We start from the raw sequence: 17608 nt of genomic DNA, 5'->3' as shown, positions 1-17608 counted from the left end.
TAGACCAATGTGGAAAAAGGTTTTTTAACGACTACATCCGCTGTTACTCACTTCGATTATAGTCATCCAACCCAATAACCGGACGAGTATTCTAGCATAATGGATCAAAGATCATAGCGATCCTTTATACTTTTTTTCATTAGCTATAATCACCAAAAGATATATACCGCATTACAACTTACCTAGCGTACAATTTTCACACTGAAATTAATTTAAATAGACAATTTAGTACATGTTAAACTTCAAACTATAAGCTTAATAAATTTAATTAAGGAATATAAAAGCATGAAAAAAGTAGCTGTAATATTAGCAGGAAGTGGCGTATACGATGGCAGTGAAATTAATGAAGTAGTTTTAACGCTATTACACATAGCCAAAAATGGCGGGGCTTATCAATGTTTTGCACCTGATATTGAGCAACTTCATACCATTAACCACTTAACAGGCGATGTTATGCCTGATAAACGCAATGTATTAACAGAAGCTGCTCGTATTGCACGGGGCGACATAAAATCCCTGATTGACCTAGATGTAGCTCAATTTGATGCGTTAATTGTACCTGGTGGTTTTGGTGCGGCTAAAAACTTATGCGACTTTGCAATTAAGGGCACAAAAGCAAATATCAATCAGGACGTACTTAATACTTGTAAAGCATTTGCTAAAGCAAAAAAACCTGCTGGGTATATGTGTATTGCACCCGCTTTGATCCCATTTATTTACGATAATGCCCAACTCACTATTGGTAACGATGTAGATACAGCACAAGCACTAAGCACATTAGGCGCCAAACATATTAACTGCGCAGTGGATGATGTAGTGATCGATGAAGCAAATAAGCTAGTTACCACTCCTGCTTACATGTTGGCACAATCGATTCTTGATGCGGATGTGGGGATCGCAAAACTAGTTACTAGCGTATTAACAATGAATTAATTTTGATCTTAAGATCTAAGAAGTTAATTATATGACTGATTACGCTTATTAAATTGCTCAACAAAAAACAATAAATAATTAAATTTTATTGCGTTAACGCAAAAAGTAGTCAGTTTTATTAATAAAAACGTCTCTTAGCATTTTATAAATTGGCTCAGAGAGTTATAATCGGTTTAATTTCCGTCATCTATATCGTGATTGATCACGTTCAAATCGAAGTGAGCAAGGCAAAATGAAAAAATTAACAGCTGCTGCATTATTAATGCTAGCAACCACCGCATACGCACAGCCATATGATAACTCTATGACTGAAGATGCAATTAAAAAACGTCTCGCGCCGGTTGGTGCTGTGTATCTTGAAGGTGATAAAGCAGCTGTTGCTGCAGTACCTACAGGCCCACGTTCTGGTGAGCAAGTATATCAGGGTGCATGTTTTGCATGTCATGGCACTGGTGCACTAGGCGCGCCAAAGTCAGCTGACGATTGGGCTCCACGCATAGCTAAAGGTAAAGACACTTTACTTGGGCATGCAATTAATGGTTTTAATGCAATGCCGCCAAAAGGCACTTGTATGGATTGTTCTGATGATGAGATAAGCGCTGCAATCGATTTTATGACATCTAAATAAGTATTTGTAAAATAAAAAAGGTTTACCTATGGGTTAATGCCAGTCAGTTAACAGCTGACTGGCGTTTTTTATTGGGGTATTTACTGGGTTTTGGTTTCACACATCTCGGATACGCCCGCTCCTGTTTTATCGGTAATATGTGATGTTCAACTTGAGCTTGTAATTGCTCTATTGATTTAGGTATCCGTCCTGCATTTTCTATAAACATTGTATGAATAAGGTTAATAATACTAATAGCACACGTCGTAAAACTCAGGTGTTTTGCATATATTCCAGACTTTTTCTGCGCCATTTTCACCATCTGATATCGGAGCAAGTTATAGCTCAACATTACGCCCCATAATTCTTGCGCTATCATCTCAGGTTTCTTGCTGCGTAGCGTGAAGTGACTATTCAGTAACGTTTGTTTCATTTCTCGATAACCAAGTTCAATTTCCCACCGTTCACTATAGAGGTCAACAATGTCAGCCTTAGGGAAACGCATTGGATCAGTCAGTGAAGTGAGTATATTCACCTCTTTCCCCTTAACCGTTTTTGTGACTAGCCTGACTTCAATGCTCTGTGGTAAATCGTCGAACTTTTTTCTCGCTTGTGCTGTTGCTTTTAGCTTGATAAGTTTGTCTTGACGACCTAAAGAGCGAACAATTTCATATTGCGTGCCTTTTCTCATCGGTTGAAGCCAATGCCTATTTTCCCCAGCATGATGCCAACGATTGAGTAAGCCTAGAGAATAGAAGCCTCTATCAAATAACGTCAGTGAGTTATCGGGTGTTGCCTCGATTAAGTCTTCAGCCAACACCATTTCACTAGTACGACAACTATCAAAGGCGCTCCCCATTAATAAATGGCTAGTTAACTCCATCAAACACACCATGCGAACCTGAGGGAAAGCCGTGTCACCATGCTGATTTTTCCACACGGAGAATGCATGTTGATTTTCAGCAGTATCCGGTGTGCGCCAAATAACACCATCAACACCCAGTAGTGATAGCCCGCACCATGTGGGATGGTTCGCATCAGCATTCCACATTTGCTGACTTTTCTCAAAAACCTGTTTAACGGCATCAGCCCCAAGCCGCTGCCTAGCCTGTACAACCGCACTGGGTGCAACGAGTTCTTTTTTACCTGGTAAAGCGAGCCCTAATTTACTGACAATACTCCACAGTGGGTCTTCACGATAAAACGACATACAAATGACTGTCCAAACGGACATCTCAACAGGAAGCCTTCTTTTCCTTATCGTCGCGACACCAGCGGTTTCAGCGCATTGTTTGATAAAGTCAGGACATAAAAAATCACTCAGTTGACCTAAGCCTTCTGAATTGGGTGCGTAGCTATTGGCAAGAGAAAGTGCGGTAGTGAGTTGCAAAATAAAAGGCTCCTGAATAAATTCAGAAGCCTTTATAAACTAACCAGAAGATCGGTCAATGGATCGTCAAATATTTCTTAACTGATCGGCATTAACCTATTAACCTATGGGTAAGCCTTTTTTAATACCTTTTTAACGCTTTTAGCGCCTTAATTAAGGTAATATCCACTTGACGATCGCCGCTAAAAATGAAATTATAAGGCTAATAACTATACAATAATAATAGTCGGTTAACGTCATTGGAAGATAAACTCTCAGCATCGAGTAAGTTAGCGTATCAAAACAAGCGCCTTAAAGTGCTACTCGAAAAGTACAAACAATCCCATCACCTACAAAATGCGCTGATCCAACTATCAGAGCAAGCTAGTACTGTTGCTGAGTTAACTCTGTTATATCCCGCTATCCATGACATTTTACAAAAATATGTGCCTAGTAAAAGTTTTTATGTCGTTTTATCGAATCAAGACACACAATCATTAGAGCTTTCTTACTTTTCAGATGAAAAAGATGGAATTGCAGTTGCACTCAACCAAACAAACAGCTTTGATGAAGGCGCGACTGGCTATGTATTTAAACAAGGCAAAACAACCTGTTTTACTAAGCAGCAAATGCAAGACGCAGCTGCAAAAGGTTTATTTAAAGCATTAGGCACCCCCGCCGAGCATTGGGTTGGCGTACCTGTTTATCAGGAAAGAAATATCATTGGTGTGCTCGCTGCACAAAGTTACGATACTCGAAAAGGTTACAGTGACCAGCAAATACAATTGCTTGAGGTTATGTCACTTTACTTAGCAACAGCAATAGAGCGTGTTAAAAAACGAGAGCTATTAGAATCAGAAGTTAAAATTCGTACCCGTGCACTCACTCAGAGTAATGACGCATTAAACCTAGAAATAGAGCAACGAAAACGCGCACTTCAACGTCAACAAATTCTATTTAAAATTTCAGAATTAGCGACTCAAGCTAAAAACCTTAACGATGCTTACGTTAAAATACATGAAATAATAAAAACAATTACCTATGCAGAAAATTTATATATTGCACTTTATGATAAAGAATCTGGCTGGATCAGCTTTCCTTATTGTGTTGATGAATTTAAAGATAATACGCAACCCCGACGCTTTGCTAAAGGCTATAGTGAGCTAGTTATAAGCACCGAAGAAACACAACTTATACATCCGTGCAGAGCAAAAAAATTAATAGAGAAAGGCGTAGTACAACGAGCTAAACCAGTGAAAAAAGAGCAAATGGCCACCAGTTGGTTGGGTGCTCCACTAAAGACCTCGCAAGGAGTTATGGGTTTAATTGTTTGCCAAGCCTATTACAACAAACATATTTTTAACCAAGATGATTGCGAACTTATCACCTTTGTATCGCATCAAATTGCAGCTGTATTGCAAACCAAACTAGCTAACCAAGCAATAAAAAAAAGCCACCAAGAGCTAGAGTTTCGGGTGAGCGAAAAAACGAAAGAGTTACGTCAAACTAATTTACATTTACAAATGCAAATGGAAGAGCGAAAAAAAATAGAACAGCAGCTTTATCATGATGCACATCATGACTCTCTCACTAGTTTGCCTAATCGTAGTTTATTTCTAACACAACTAGAAAAAACGCTACAACATTTTCAACGCTTTCCTGAACATCATTTTGCTGTGTTATTTATAGATTTAGACAAATTTAAAGATATAAACGACCAGTTAGGACATCATGCCGGTGATCAATTTTTAATTAGTGTCGCAGAGCTATTTTCTCAGTGCATACGCGAGCACGATTTACTTGCTCGCTTAGGCGGGGATGAATTTGTTATTTTATTAACGCATTTAACCGAGCCACAGCAAGCGGAAGACGTTGCAAATCGTATTATTGATTTAATGAAGAAACCATTTAGTTTAAAAGGTACCTCTCTTCAAAGCGGCGCGAGTATAGGAATAACCTACTCAAAGCACGACTATACACACACAGACGAAATTATTCGCGATGCTGATGCAGCTATGTATTATGCAAAAAATTCGGGCCGAAATCGCTACGAGTTATTTCATCCACTCTTGTCACAATCAGTATCACAGCAAGAATTACATATATTGCATCATTTAGATGCATTACCAATGAGCTTTAGAAGCTCAGAAATTATTACCTTAGATGAGCAACATCAATCTGAATCATTATTTGAAGCATTTGGTGAACACCCAATACTTGGTTTTACTAGCTTTGATATTTTGAAAAAGTTTGCATCCGACAAAGAACAGCATCTTGAGGTAGAATTACAGCTACTACAACGAGCTTATGCACAAGCGCTTGAAGCTAATGTAAGTATGGCACTTGTGCCCTGCTCTTGCCTGTTATTAGAGCCTCATGAATTTACTTTATTCACCGAAGTACTGAGCAAACAAATTGGCCAAAGCCAGCTTTGTCTATTATTTGATGAGCAAGAAATTCGCCATGCATGTGCTACACAACTCGAAAATCTAAAAAAACTTCCCCAGCTTGGCTACTCCATTGGATTAAACAATTTTGCTAGAGATAGATGTGAACTTAATTTATTAACCGACGTTAACTTCGACTATTTATTACTAAGTTCAACATTTAGCAAGCGTATTCTACAGCAGGAAAGCTATGATTTTCAGTTACAAGGCGTATTAGCAATAACTAAACTTAAAACAATAAAGGTAATAGCCAAGGGCCCATCAATACTCAACTTTAGAACATTATTAGATAAACACGGTTTAGCTTTTTTTGTCGGTAAACAACATTCTCTTGTTTGCGCTGAGCAATCTCCAACAAGCACAACGCAATCACAGCTCAGCTAAGAAATTACCCTTTATAGTAGTTAATTACTCAGATTTTTTATTAAACATAGCCCGTAAATTAGCGACTCTTGCTTGGCCTTTTTCCATGCGCTCTGCTTGCGTATTTGGCGCCTTTTTGTTTTCGAACGCGAGATCGTCCTGCGGTAACTCTTGTACAAATCGGCTTAACTCAGTTTGTGAGGTTTCACCAAATTGACGACGAATTTTTGCATAAGTAAGTGTTAACTCCTGCTGTGCGCGAGTAATACCAACATAAGCTAAGCGGCGCTCTTCATCTACGTTGTCCTCATCAATACTGACCTGATGCGGAAGTAAGCCCTCTTCCATACCCACCATAAATACGTATGGGTACTCTAAGCCCTTTGATGCATGTAGTGTTGATAAGTGCACTGCATCAGTTTCATCTTCTTCTTCGTTACGCTCAAGCATATCGCGAAGGGTTAGCTTACTAACAACCTCAGCCAATGTCATTGGTTCGTTATCGGCATCACCGGTCAACATATCGGTGATCCAGCGATATAGCTCGGATACATTTTTCATGCGCATTTCAGCGGCTTTTGCGCTAGGGGACGACTCGTACAAATACGCCTCGTAGTTAATATTACGCACCAAGTCTTTAACTGCTTCAAGCGTGTCGCTTCGTACCGCGTTATCAGATAGCTCAACAACCCAACGAGCAAATCCAGCAAGCGCATTAAAGCCACGCCCTTTTAGTCTGTAGCCTAAATCGTTATCAAAGCAAGTAGCAAACAAGCTCGCATGTTTTTCGTTAGCTAATGTGCCAAGTTTTTCAAGGGTAACCGTACCTATTTCACGTCGTGGTGTATTTACGATACGTAAAAATGCATTGTCATCATCTTGATTAACTAGCAAACGTAAATACGCCATAATATCTTTAATTTCTGAGCGAGCAAAAAACGACATACCGCCACTAATTTTATAAGGGATACGGTTACTCATTAGTGATTTTTCAAAGCCACGCGCTTGATGATTACCACGATACAAAATAGCGTAGTCTTTATAGCTTGTGCGCTTCATAAACTTATGCGAGATTATTTCAGCAACTACGCGCTCAGATTCATGCTCTTCATCGCGACACCCTATTACTTTTATCGGTTCACCGTAACCTAGCTCACTAAATAGCTTTTTCTCTATATCGTGAGGGTTATTGGCAATTAAAATGTTAGCCGCTTTTAGTATTCGCCCTGCACTTCGATAATTTTGCTCAAGCTTTATTAGCCTAAGCCCTGGGTAGTCTTTACCTAATAACACTAAGTTTTGCGGACGTGCACCACGCCAAGAATAAATTGATTGGTCGTCATCACCTACCACGGTAAAACGGGCACGCTCGCCTACTAGCAATTTAACAAGTTGATATTGGCTCGTGTTGGTATCTTGATACTCATCCACCAACAAATATTTAAAGCGTTGCTGCCAACGCTCACGCGAAGTGGCATTATTAGTGAGTAACAAAGTAGGGATCATAATTAAATCATCAAAATCCAGTGCGTTATATGCACGTAGCTGATTTTGATAGCGAGCATAAAGCTGTGCAAACAAGGCTTTTTGCGCATCGCGCGCTTCACGTATTGCTTGCTCTGGCAGTACTAATTCGTTTTTCCAACTACCAATTTCCATTTTAAGTAGTTTGAGTAGGTCTTTGTCTTTTTTTAGTTCGTCTTCGGTGAGCTCACTAAGAAGCTGATTAGTATCTTGATCATCAAATAACGAAAAGCCAGGTTTAAACCCCAATGTGCTTAATTCTTTTTTTATTATTTCTAAACCGAGTGTATGAAACGTTGATACCCATAAACCTTTAGCATCTTGCTTACCGAGCGTTTGCAGTACTCGCTCACGCATTTCTTTAGCTGCTTTATTGGTAAAAGTAACGGCGGCTATATTTCGTGCTTTGTACTCACATTTTTTCACTAAATAAGCGATTTTATTCGTAATAACACGGGTTTTACCAGAGCCTGCGCCTGCGAGTACTAAGCATGGACCACTAATATATTTTACGGCTTCATCTTGTTTAGGATTGAGTTTCATAACGACCAAAGAAATTTAAAAGACGCGCAATTTTAACGTAACCATTACTGCGAGCATAGCAATTGCCTTAATTAATTAAGGTAAAGATGATCATGTGTTAAATACCGTGGGTATAAGGTAATATTAGTTATTATCATTTAGGCAATGCCGAAGGGACAAATATGATCAACCCAGCAAAACTTGAAGAAATTGCTAAGCAAATTACTAGCAATATGCCACAAGGTGTAAAAAACCTAGCAGACACACTCGAAGGTAAAACAAAGCAAGTTTTACAAAACAAGCTTGCTGAGATGGACTTTGTGAGCCGTGAAGAATTTGATGTGCAAAGCCAAGTACTTATTCGTACTCGCGAAAAGTTAACCGAACTTGAAGCTAAAGTTGCATTGCTTGAGCAACAACTTAGCACTGAGACTGATACTGAATAATTACAAAGGCAGCTTAGGCTGCCTTTTGCGTTTTACTAAGTTTATTCAAATAGCTCATCAAGTACGTAATAAAATAACTTAGTCTGTTGCTCTAAACTCACACTCAGCATTTTTTGCGCAACTTGCTCGCCAGTTATTGGTTTGTAACGCTTTAAAAATGGAAGTCGTGTAATAACAGGAAAAATAATACTGCCTATTTTTTCTGCCACTCTAAATTGCTCACGATCACCTAACAATAAAGACGGTTGAAAAATGCTGACTTTATCAAAAGCGAGTGCTTTTATATGCTGCTCAAGCTCACCCTTCATTTTTAAATAAGGGCTATTGCTGTGCGTGTTCGCCCCGCTTGATGACACTAAACAATAATGCGTAACGCCATTACATGCCGCTAACTGCGCCGCTATAAACTGATAATCAAAATCAACTTTACGCTGAGCTTGTATCGATCCAGCTTGCTTACGGGTGGTGCCCAAACACGAAAACAATACGTCACCTTTAAACAGCTCAACGTATTGAGTTAATTTTTCAAAATCAATAACATGATTAACTAGCTTTGCGTGTAAAATAGGCAAAGCCCGACGGCTCAACGTAACCACTTTAGTATAATGCTCGCTATTAAGTAGCTTATGGAGCAACTCATTACCGACCAAACCTGTAGCACCAATTAATACCGCCGTTTTAGTCATGAATTTATTTACTCTCACCCACTTTATTAAGTACGTGTTGTACTGCTCTTTTATAGCTTTGCGTTTCTTCGCTCGCGCACGTCACTACAGATTCTAGATCATGAAGATGCCCGTTTTCTAAACCATACACCCAACCATGAACGCTTAGCTCTTGGCCACGCTCCCACGCATCTTGCACTATATTAGTACGGCATACATTACGTACTTGCTCTATTACATTTAGCTCAATAAGGCGGCTTAATCGTTCGCTTTCTGGCATTGCGTCAAGTTGTTCAAGGTGCTTTTCTTTTACATCCCCTACATGGCGTAGCCAGTTGTCAATAAAGCCAAATTTTGCATTGCTTAAAACGGCTTGTACGCCACCACAACCGTAATGCCCCACAACCATGATATGTTTTACTTTTAAAACCTCTACAGCGTACTGCATAACCGATAAACAGTTATGATCGGTATGTACAACCACGTTAGCAACGTTACGATGTACAAATAATTCGCCTGGTAGTAAATCAACTATTTGATTAGCAGGTACACGAGAGTCTGAGCAACCAATCCATAAATATTCAGGATTTTGTTGCATAGATAAAATTTTAAAAAACTCAGGGTCTGCTTCACTTGTACGAGCAGCCCAACGTTTATTGTTATCGAATAAATTTTTTAACTTTCTCATTGCATCTCTTATTAAGTCGAGGGCGGAAATTTAGTGGATATTAGCAAGAATCAAAATATTGCGAGGCGTTAACTGCTTTTCACAAAACGTTTTAACGCTTACTTGATAGCCTTGCTGTTGCAAATATAAAGCACGATCGAGCACAAGCCAAACCTCAATTGCCCTTCTGAACACATGTCGAACCAGTTCAACGCGATCTGTTATTTTTTTTCGAGCCTGCCCAATAGATAAATATTTATTGTAATCAGTATCTTGAGGTATGTTTAGTGTCTTTTTTTCTGCTGCCCATCCGCAAAATGATTTAAACGAATCTGAGAATATAGCTTTATTAACCGAAGGAACACTTACGTAGTGTTGTTCGCCAGTAATCGACTTTCTTAGTGCATCAAAACCGAGTCGCCATTCTAGTTCTGTTTTGCGCACTTTTTCTAAACGAGAAGGCGCAGTAACAGTTCCTTGTAAAGCGAGCTTTAAATCGCGGTGTGTTAGGTTTAGTCCACTTTGTTTTGCAACCTCACTCATTGCAAGGTATTCATTAGCCGTAAATAAATGATAACAACAAGGTGAAAAACTAATTTTTTGTACTTTTGCTAAACTTGCTTGGCGCATAAATGTTTGGTGTAAACCTCCACATGCGTGAAGTGCTACAGCATGCATATCTGTATTAAAAAATTGAGTGATATCGTCTTTTAATACATTTGCTTGGCTAAAGTGCATTACCAAGCCTTGTTGCTGTACACTTTTTTGTCCTTGCTCGCATAAGCTTTGTTGCAGTTCAATACTATGCACATTACTTGCGCCATTAAACGCAAGCATTCGCCCTAAGTGCCCTTTACCGGCGCACCATTCTAAAACTGGTTGCTTAGTATTAGGTAGTGCAGATACAAAATCTTTTAACTGCTCAAATTTACGGCCTTTAATGCCGTTACTCAGCCAAAAAGGATAATCAACTTTCGCGTGTGCGGTGCTAGGTAATTCGCATAAATTAGCGAGCTCATCAAGTTGGTTTATATGATTGCTAAAAAATTGATATAGTTTATCTTGATCATTATCAAGTGCGATTACTTGATCATCCGTTAGATTATTGAGTGTGTCTTGCAGATCTCCCCAAGGAATCGCGTCAAAATCAAACGCAGTGCACTGCCAATAATGACGATTACGCATGAGTAATGAATCAAGTGCAAAAAATTGTTCCGCTAAAGTCATAACTGCTCAAAGTATAAAAAAGACAATTAATTATACCAGCTCGATGAACTCTCATTAAGTGGTTATTTTTTGCTGAATATTAAACGTAAATACAGAGGAATAGAAACAATACTAATAATCATCGCAGCAATTAACATCCACGATAACTGCACTTTTTCGGGTTCTTGATATTTATATATAAAATTCGCTTTCACCTCATCAAATTCATTTTGCTCAATTGCATATAGATCAGCAATTAAACGCCATTTTGCTATCGACATATGCCCTAAACTGGTCGTGGGTGGCGTTATATAATCCCTTAGTACTTCGGCCTCAAAAGCGAGCTGATGAAAACTCTTACTCGGTGCATATCTTTGCTGGGTTACCGCAATAGCTTCATCCATATTCATCATTGCATAGCGCCAGCCTTTTAGGCTTGCTTGATAAAACTTTTCCACCGTTTGCGGATTTTTTTTAAGCATACTTTCGCTGGTAAATAAAATATCTCCATATACATCCATACCATAACGCTGTGGGCATATAAGCCGGTGAGATACGCCTTGCTGAGTCATGTAGTACGGCTGGTTAGTAACATACACTTGCATAGCATCTAGCTTGTTTTCAATCCAAGCCTGATCTGGATTTTCGCCATCGTAAAGTTTGAGTTTACCGACATCAACGCCACTGCGTTTAAGCATAATAAGTAGTTCGGTGCCATCATTTTTGCTCACCGCAGTGATACGTTTATTAACAAAGTCACGTGGATGAAAAATATCAGACGTGTCTTTAACCATCCAGCAGTAAGGTGAAAACTGTAATAAGGCAGCCATAGCAACAAGAGGTTGTCCATTAATACGTTGCTGTAAAATGCCTGAATGTCCGACACCAAACTGTGCTTCTCCATTGGCAACAGGACCAAAAGTATCAGGCATCATTGGATTAGCTGGTTTTATAGTTACATCAAGGCCTGCTTCATTATAAAAGCCTTTTTGCTCTGCCATATAATAACCGGCAAACTGAAACTGATGCGTCCATTTTAGCTGTAATGTAACTGATTCTTGCGCCACTATGTGACTACAAAAAAAACACAATACAAAAATTAATCCTTTTAATAGCAACCAAGTGCCCTCAAAAAGTATGACGATTACCTGTAACTATATGTAAAATTTGCGATAAAGCAAGCACCCTAGTTAGGTGCCTGCCTTTAAAGAAGGACTATACTGAGGCGAGTTTTTCGGCTTTTTCTGCTTGCGGCTTTGATGTTAAAAATTGGCTAAAGCACGGATTTTGTGTTTCATCTTGTACACTGTAACCTAAGCGGTTTAAGTGCTCGTTAAACATCTCATACTGACTTGGCTCAATAGCAAAACCTGCCAGTACATTCCCCATAGAACCACCGTGATTACGATAATGAAATAAGGTAATGTTCCAATTACTACCTAAAGTATCTAAAAAGCGTGCAAGCGCACCTGGATACTCTGGAAATTCAAAGCGAAGTAAGCGCTCATGTAATTGCTCTGGTGCTTTTCCGCCAACCATATAGCGCACATGTAATTTAGCGAGTTCGTTATCCGACAGGTCGCAAAATTGGTAATCATTATTTGTTAAGTCTTGCTTTAGCTCATTAAGCTCTTGCTCGCCTTGGCGCAGGGCAATACCTACAAATATTTGTGCTTCACCAGGTCCTGCATAACGGTAGTTAAACTCAGTAATAGCACGGCCACCTAAAGAAGCACAAAACTGTTTAAAACTGCCTTTTTCTTCTTTAATAGTAACCGCTAATAACGCTTCGTTTTTTTCACCCAGCGCAGTGCGCTCTGCAACATAACGCAGGCGATCAAAGTTTAAATTAGCACCCGAAAGCACAGCCGCTAAATGTAACCCTTTTAACCCTGACTGTTGGCTCCACTTTTTAAGCCCTGCCGTTGCAAGTGCACCTGAAGGCTCTGCAATTGCACGGGTAGATACAAAAATATCCTGCATGGCAGCACATATTTCGTCGCTGGTAACGGTTATAACTTCATCACAAAACTTTTGCGCTAAGCGAAATGTTTCAGTGCCAATAATTTTAACCGCTACGCCATCGGCAAAACTGCCAACGCGATCAAGCTCTACTGGCTTGCCGGCTTCAAGTGCTGCTTGTAAACACGCACTTTCGTCGGCCTCTACACCAATTACTTTTATATCTGGACGCAGCGATTTAATATAAACCGCCATCCCAGCAAGTAAACCGCCGCCGCCAACAGGAATAAACACCGCATCGAGCTCGTTTAATTGCTGCATTAGCTCGCGTGCTACAGTGCCTTGACCAACAATGACATCCGGATCATCAAATGGTGGGACAAATATACCATTGCGTTGCTCTGTAAGCTCAAGCGCATATGCTTTTGCTGCATCAAAATGATGCCCATGTAGCACAACTTCACCGCCAAGTGCACGCACTGCGCTGACTTTTATTTCAGGCGTTGTTACTGGCATTACAATTGTAGCTTGATGCCCTAAGTGAGAAGCACTTAGTGCAACCCCTTGAGCATGATTACCCGCAGAAGCAGTAATCACTACTGAGCCTTTAGGTAATTTATTTAATTTGTTATACGCACCGCGTAATTTAAATGAATACACGGGCTGTTGGTCTTCACGCTTTAACCAAACATGGTTACCTAATTTAGCACCAAGCTCAGCCATTTCGCTGACCTCGGTAACTTTAGCCAAAGGCTCCATGTTTGCTTGAATAATAGCGCGAAAATAATCGAGCTCTTGAGAGACCATAATTAACTAAGCGCCTCCAATTTAGCTAAGTCACGCACTGCGCCTTTATCAGCACTTGTTGCAAGTAATGCATAAGCCTTTAAAGCAGACGATACATAGCGCTCACGATCGACTGGTTTGTACGCCAGTTTTTCGCGTGCTAATTGTTTTTGTTTACGTGCTTCAAGCTCTTCATCACTTAACGCTAACGTAATTTCACGGGTTGCGATATCAATAATGATTTTGTCGCCATTTTCAACATAAGCAATTGCACCACCACTTGCAGCCTCTGGTGATACATGACCAATTGATAAACCCGAAGTACCACCCGAAAAGCGACCATCAGTAATAAGTGCACATTTTTCAGCTAGGCCTTTTGATTTTAAGTAGCTAGTTGGGTATAGCATTTCTTGCATACCTGGGCCGCCTCTAGGGCCTTCGTAACGAATAACCACGATATCACCGGCTTTTACTTCATCGTTTAAAATACCTTCTACAGAATCATCTTGTGACTCGTACACGACTGCAGTACCTTCAAAATGTAGCATTTCATCAACAACGCCAGCGCTTTTAACAATACAGCCATCAACTGCTAAATTCCCCGAAAGTACAGCTAAGCCACCATCTTGACGAAAAGCGTGTTCGACACTTCGGATACACCCATTAACACGGTCGTTATCGCCCTCGTCCCAACGACACTCTTGGCTCATTGCTTTAGTGGTACGAATGCCCGCAGGGCCAGCACGGTAAAATTTGCGCGCCGCTTCGTTAGTAGGATCTGTTGCATCCCATTTTTTAACGAGCTCAGCCATAGTTGACCCAGCAACATGATTCACTGACATATCAACTAAGCCTGCTTTGCCAAGTTCACGTACGATTGCCATCATGCCGCCTGCGCGGTGCACATCTTCAATGTGATATTCAGGTGTTGCTGGTGCGACTTTACATAAAAATGGTGTTTTACGAGAGAGCGCATCAATGTGCGACATATCAAAATCAACGCCCGCTTCTTGCGCTGCAGCAAGTAAATGTAATACCGTATTTGACGAGCCACCCATTGCAATATCAACAACCATTGCATTCATAAAGGCTGTTTTGTTAGCAATAGCACGTGGCAATACATCTTGATTATCTTTTTGGTAATATTCTCGGCACAAATCAACAATACGAGCCCCCGCTTCAACATAAAGTTGTTTACGGTCTTTATGAGTAGCAAGCGTCGTGCCGTTACCTGGCAATGCTAAACCTATTGCTTCTAGCAGACAGTTCATTGAGTTTGCAGTAAACATGCCTGAACACGAACCACATGTTGGACATGCAGAGCGCTCAACTTGTTCTGAATCTGCATCACTTACCGATTCATCAGCGCCTTTAACCATGGCATCGACTAAATCAAGTTTAATGTCGATGTTAGCAAGTTTAGTTTTACCCGCTTCCATTGGGCCGCCCGATACAAATATTACCGGTATGTTTAAACGTAGCGCTGCAAGCATCATCCCAGGAGTAATTTTGTCGCAGTTTGAAATACAAATCATCGCATCAGCACAATGACCATTTACCATATACTCAACTGAGTCAGCAATTAAGTCGCGCGAAGGCAGCGAATAAAGCATGCCGCCGTGACCCATTGCAATACCATCATCAATCGCAATAGTATTAAATTCTTTAGGGACGCCACCGGCTTGTGTAATGGTTTCAGCCATAAGTTCACTTAACTGATTAAGGTGAACATGCCCTGGTACAAATTGTGTAAACGAGTTAACTACGGCAATAATCGGCTTACCAAAATCAGTGTCGGTCATACCTGTTGCGCGCCATAATGCACGAGCGCCTGCGCGTTTACGCCCTTCAGTTGTTGTTGCACTTCTTAATTTAGCCATAGTTACCTCAGTTTTTGCCGCAAAATAAGCGGGCATTCCTCATTCTAAAATTGGTGAGTAACCGAGTGATTCAGTTACTCGTAAATTGTTTTTCAGTTCGTAATTATACAGCCTGTTGTTGCTGTAAATTTTGTAAAGTGACTTCTTTGACATCCACCAGCTTATTTAACTGGCTGGTTAATAGGTGAATTGGTTTATCACTATCTACCGTCATGTCTACATTATAAAAACCATCGTCCATATTGAGCTGAAAATGCGTAAGGTCAAAACCACGATGACGCACCACTCGTAAAAAGCGCTCTACCGCTATACTTTGGCTTTTTAATGCAATAGTTAGGCTATGTTTCATTTTGCTTTCTCCGTCATCATTTCGTCGTTCGCAGCCCCAGGTGGTACAAGTGGCCAAACATTTTCTTTATCATCAATACAGGCATGTACTATGTACGGGCCTTTACTATTAACTAATGCTGTTATCGCATCATCAACTTGGTTAGCGTGAGTAATTGTTTGCCCTGGGATACCAAATACAGCAGCTAATTGCACAAAGTCTGGGTTATCCGACAGGTTAGTTTCAGAATAACGCCCTTCAAAAAATAGTTCTTGCCATTGGCGAACCATCCCTAAACGCTGGTTATCTAAAATTAATATTTTTACAGGTAAATTGTTACGACGAATAGTGGCCAATTCTTGAATATTCATCATTATTGAACCATCGCCCGATACAGTAATAACAAAGTCATCAGGGCGTGCTACTTGCGCGCCAATAGCCGCAGGTAGACCAAAGCCCATTGTGCCTGCACCACCACTGCTTAAATGATTACTCGGATGAGTAAACTTCATGTGTTGTGCTACCCACATTTGGTGCTGACCTACATCGCAGCACACAACCCCTGTTTTTGGCATGCGTTGGCTTAGTTGGTTTAATAAGTACGGTGCAAAAACCTTCTCACCTGGGTAGTCGTAACGCCACGCGTGTTTAATATTCATTTCTTTATTTGTGTCACACCAAGCTTTAGGTGTTACAAAGCACTCAAGTGCGGGTAACGACGTTTTTAAATCAGCAATTAATGAAGCTTTAGCAGGTTTTCGCTTACCGACTTCCGCAGCATCGATATCTAAATGGATTACTTTAGCTTTAGCTGCAAATTTAGCCAAGTTGCCAGTTACGCGGTCATCAAAGCGCGCCCCTATACATACAAGTACATCACATTCTTGCACTGCGATATTAGCAGCTTGACCACCATGCATACCCAACATACCTAAGTAATGTTCGTAATCTGGTAATACACTGCCCAGCGCTTTAAGTGTTGATACAGCTGGCATCTGCGTTTTATTTAAAAATTGCATTAGCTCGTCTTGCGCATCAGCGGCTTGTACACCACCACCTACATACGCTACAGGCTGTTTAGCCTCACTCAACAATTGATTAGCAATAGCAACTTGCTTTAAATCTAACTCTGGTAAGTATTCATCAGCTGCTAGCCAAGGTTTAAAAGGGACTTGAGCCATTTGAATATCTTTTGGGATATCGACAAGTACAGGACCAGGGCGGCCGCTTTGCGCTAAATGAATTGCTTCTTGTAATATCTCTGCTAAGTCTTCCGCTCGTTCTACCATGTAGCTATGCTTAGTACACGAAAGCGACATACCTAGTACATCTATTTCTTGAAACGCATCTGAACCAATAGCTGCAGTAGGCACTTGGCCGGTGATCGCCAATAATGGCACTGAGTCCATCATCGCATCAGCAAGGGCAGTTATTAAATTAGTTGCACCTGGGCCCGATGTTGCAAAACACACACCTAATTTACGTGTGCTACGAGCATAACCAACAGCTGCAAACCCTGCACCTTGCTCATGGCGAGTTAGGTAGTGTTTGACTGGCGCGCCATACAGCGCATCGTAAATTGGCATAATAGCTCCGCCTGGGTAGCCAAATACTTCATTTACGCCGTGTTTGGCCAATAAGTCGATTGTTAGTTCTGCGCCTGTCATTAATAAACCCTCATTCCTCAGTGACAACCCAATTACATTTTTACGCTACAAACTTTACCCTTAAAACTAAAAAGCCCTCCGAACGGTTAAGTGCGGAGGGCTTTTTTAATGCTTAAGTTTTTAAAGCACTACGAAGCCCCCGCGGGAATAATCACCACGATAATAATCAGGACTAGGTTAAGTGCGTTTGTAAGCATGTAATTAATACCAAATTTTGTTCAATTATCGCGAAGGTT

General features: G+C 40.4%; 14 protein-coding genes. 4 read left to right on the top strand and 10 right to left on the bottom strand.

Annotated features, from left to right (window positions below; all coding sequences use genetic code 11):
- The first annotated feature begins 285 nt into the window (after positions 1–285).
- Positions 286–933, top strand: coding sequence for an isoprenoid biosynthesis glyoxalase ElbB (elbB, locus tag AC0VZ4_RS01830; RefSeq protein ID WP_149605663.1), 648 nt, complete (start codon positions 286–288; stop codon positions 931–933).
- A gap of 232 nt (positions 934–1165) precedes the next feature.
- Positions 1166–1561, top strand: coding sequence for a c-type cytochrome (locus AC0VZ4_RS01825; protein ID WP_475440737.1), 396 nt, complete (start codon positions 1166–1168; stop codon positions 1559–1561).
- 43 nt (positions 1562–1604) lie between these two features.
- Here the strand turns inward: AC0VZ4_RS01825 and AC0VZ4_RS01820 are convergent, their stop codons facing one another.
- Positions 1605–2930: an IS4 family transposase gene (locus AC0VZ4_RS01820; protein WP_475439637.1), complete on the bottom strand. Its 1326-nt coding sequence runs from the start codon at positions 2928–2930 to the stop codon at positions 1605–1607.
- A 239-nt stretch (positions 2931–3169) separates the two neighbouring features.
- On the opposite strand from AC0VZ4_RS01820, the gene AC0VZ4_RS01815 reads away from it, so the two are divergent.
- Positions 3170–5740: a bifunctional diguanylate cyclase/phosphodiesterase gene (locus AC0VZ4_RS01815; protein ID WP_008137697.1), complete on the top strand. Its 2571-nt coding sequence runs from the start codon at positions 3170–3172 to the stop codon at positions 5738–5740.
- 24 nt (positions 5741–5764) lie between these two features.
- Here the strand turns inward: AC0VZ4_RS01815 and rep are convergent, their stop codons facing one another.
- Positions 5765–7786 (bottom strand): DNA helicase Rep, encoded by a 2022-nt coding sequence (gene rep / locus AC0VZ4_RS01810; RefSeq protein ID WP_475440736.1) that lies wholly within the window; start codon positions 7784–7786, stop codon positions 5765–5767.
- A 161-nt stretch (positions 7787–7947) separates the two neighbouring features.
- Here rep and ubiK point away from each other — a divergent pair, with 161 nt between their 5' ends.
- Positions 7948–8211, top strand: coding sequence for a ubiquinone biosynthesis accessory factor UbiK (gene ubiK, locus AC0VZ4_RS01805; RefSeq protein ID WP_007377280.1), 264 nt, complete (start codon positions 7948–7950; stop codon positions 8209–8211).
- 41 nt (positions 8212–8252) lie between these two features.
- Here the strand turns inward: ubiK and AC0VZ4_RS01800 are convergent, their stop codons facing one another.
- The 8 genes from AC0VZ4_RS01800 to ilvG all read right to left on the bottom strand — a co-directional run bounded on the left by AC0VZ4_RS01800 (position 8253) and on the right by ilvG (position 17372).
- On the bottom strand, positions 8253–8897 hold the full coding sequence (locus tag AC0VZ4_RS01800; RefSeq protein WP_008137703.1) for an NAD(P)H-binding protein: 645 nt from the start codon (positions 8895–8897) through the stop codon (positions 8253–8255).
- Between the two features lie 4 nt (positions 8898–8901).
- Positions 8902–9564, bottom strand: coding sequence for a carbonate dehydratase (gene can / locus AC0VZ4_RS01795; protein WP_007377282.1), 663 nt, complete (start codon positions 9562–9564; stop codon positions 8902–8904).
- A 30-nt stretch (positions 9565–9594) separates the two neighbouring features.
- On the bottom strand, positions 9595–10770 hold the full coding sequence (locus AC0VZ4_RS01790) for a methyltransferase (RefSeq protein WP_475440735.1): 1176 nt from the start codon (positions 10768–10770) through the stop codon (positions 9595–9597).
- 62 nt (positions 10771–10832) lie between these two features.
- Positions 10833–11867, bottom strand: coding sequence for an ABC transporter substrate-binding protein (locus AC0VZ4_RS01785; RefSeq protein WP_008137706.1), 1035 nt, complete (start codon positions 11865–11867; stop codon positions 10833–10835).
- Between the two features lie 97 nt (positions 11868–11964).
- Positions 11965–13518 (bottom strand): threonine ammonia-lyase, biosynthetic, encoded by a 1554-nt coding sequence (gene ilvA / locus AC0VZ4_RS01780; protein WP_033028819.1) that lies wholly within the window; start codon positions 13516–13518, stop codon positions 11965–11967.
- A 2-nt stretch (positions 13519–13520) separates the two neighbouring features.
- Positions 13521–15377, bottom strand: a complete 1857-nt coding sequence (gene ilvD, locus AC0VZ4_RS01775; RefSeq protein WP_475440734.1) for a dihydroxy-acid dehydratase — start codon at positions 15375–15377, stop codon at positions 13521–13523.
- Positions 15378–15480: 103 nt separating this feature from the next.
- Positions 15481–15726: an acetolactate synthase 2 small subunit gene (gene ilvM, locus AC0VZ4_RS01770; RefSeq protein WP_002959893.1), complete on the bottom strand. Its 246-nt coding sequence runs from the start codon at positions 15724–15726 to the stop codon at positions 15481–15483.
- A complete protein-coding gene (gene ilvG, locus AC0VZ4_RS01765) occupies positions 15723–17372 on the bottom strand; it encodes an acetolactate synthase 2 catalytic subunit (RefSeq protein WP_002959891.1) in 1650 nt (549 codons plus the stop codon). The genes ilvM and ilvG overlap by 4 nt, the downstream gene beginning before the upstream one ends.
- Positions 17373–17608 lie beyond the last annotated feature (236 nt).

The sequence above is a fragment of the Pseudoalteromonas sp. QJM3NY_22 genome (assembly GCF_056173065.1).
This window is presented reverse-complemented; position numbering and strand designations above follow the sequence as displayed.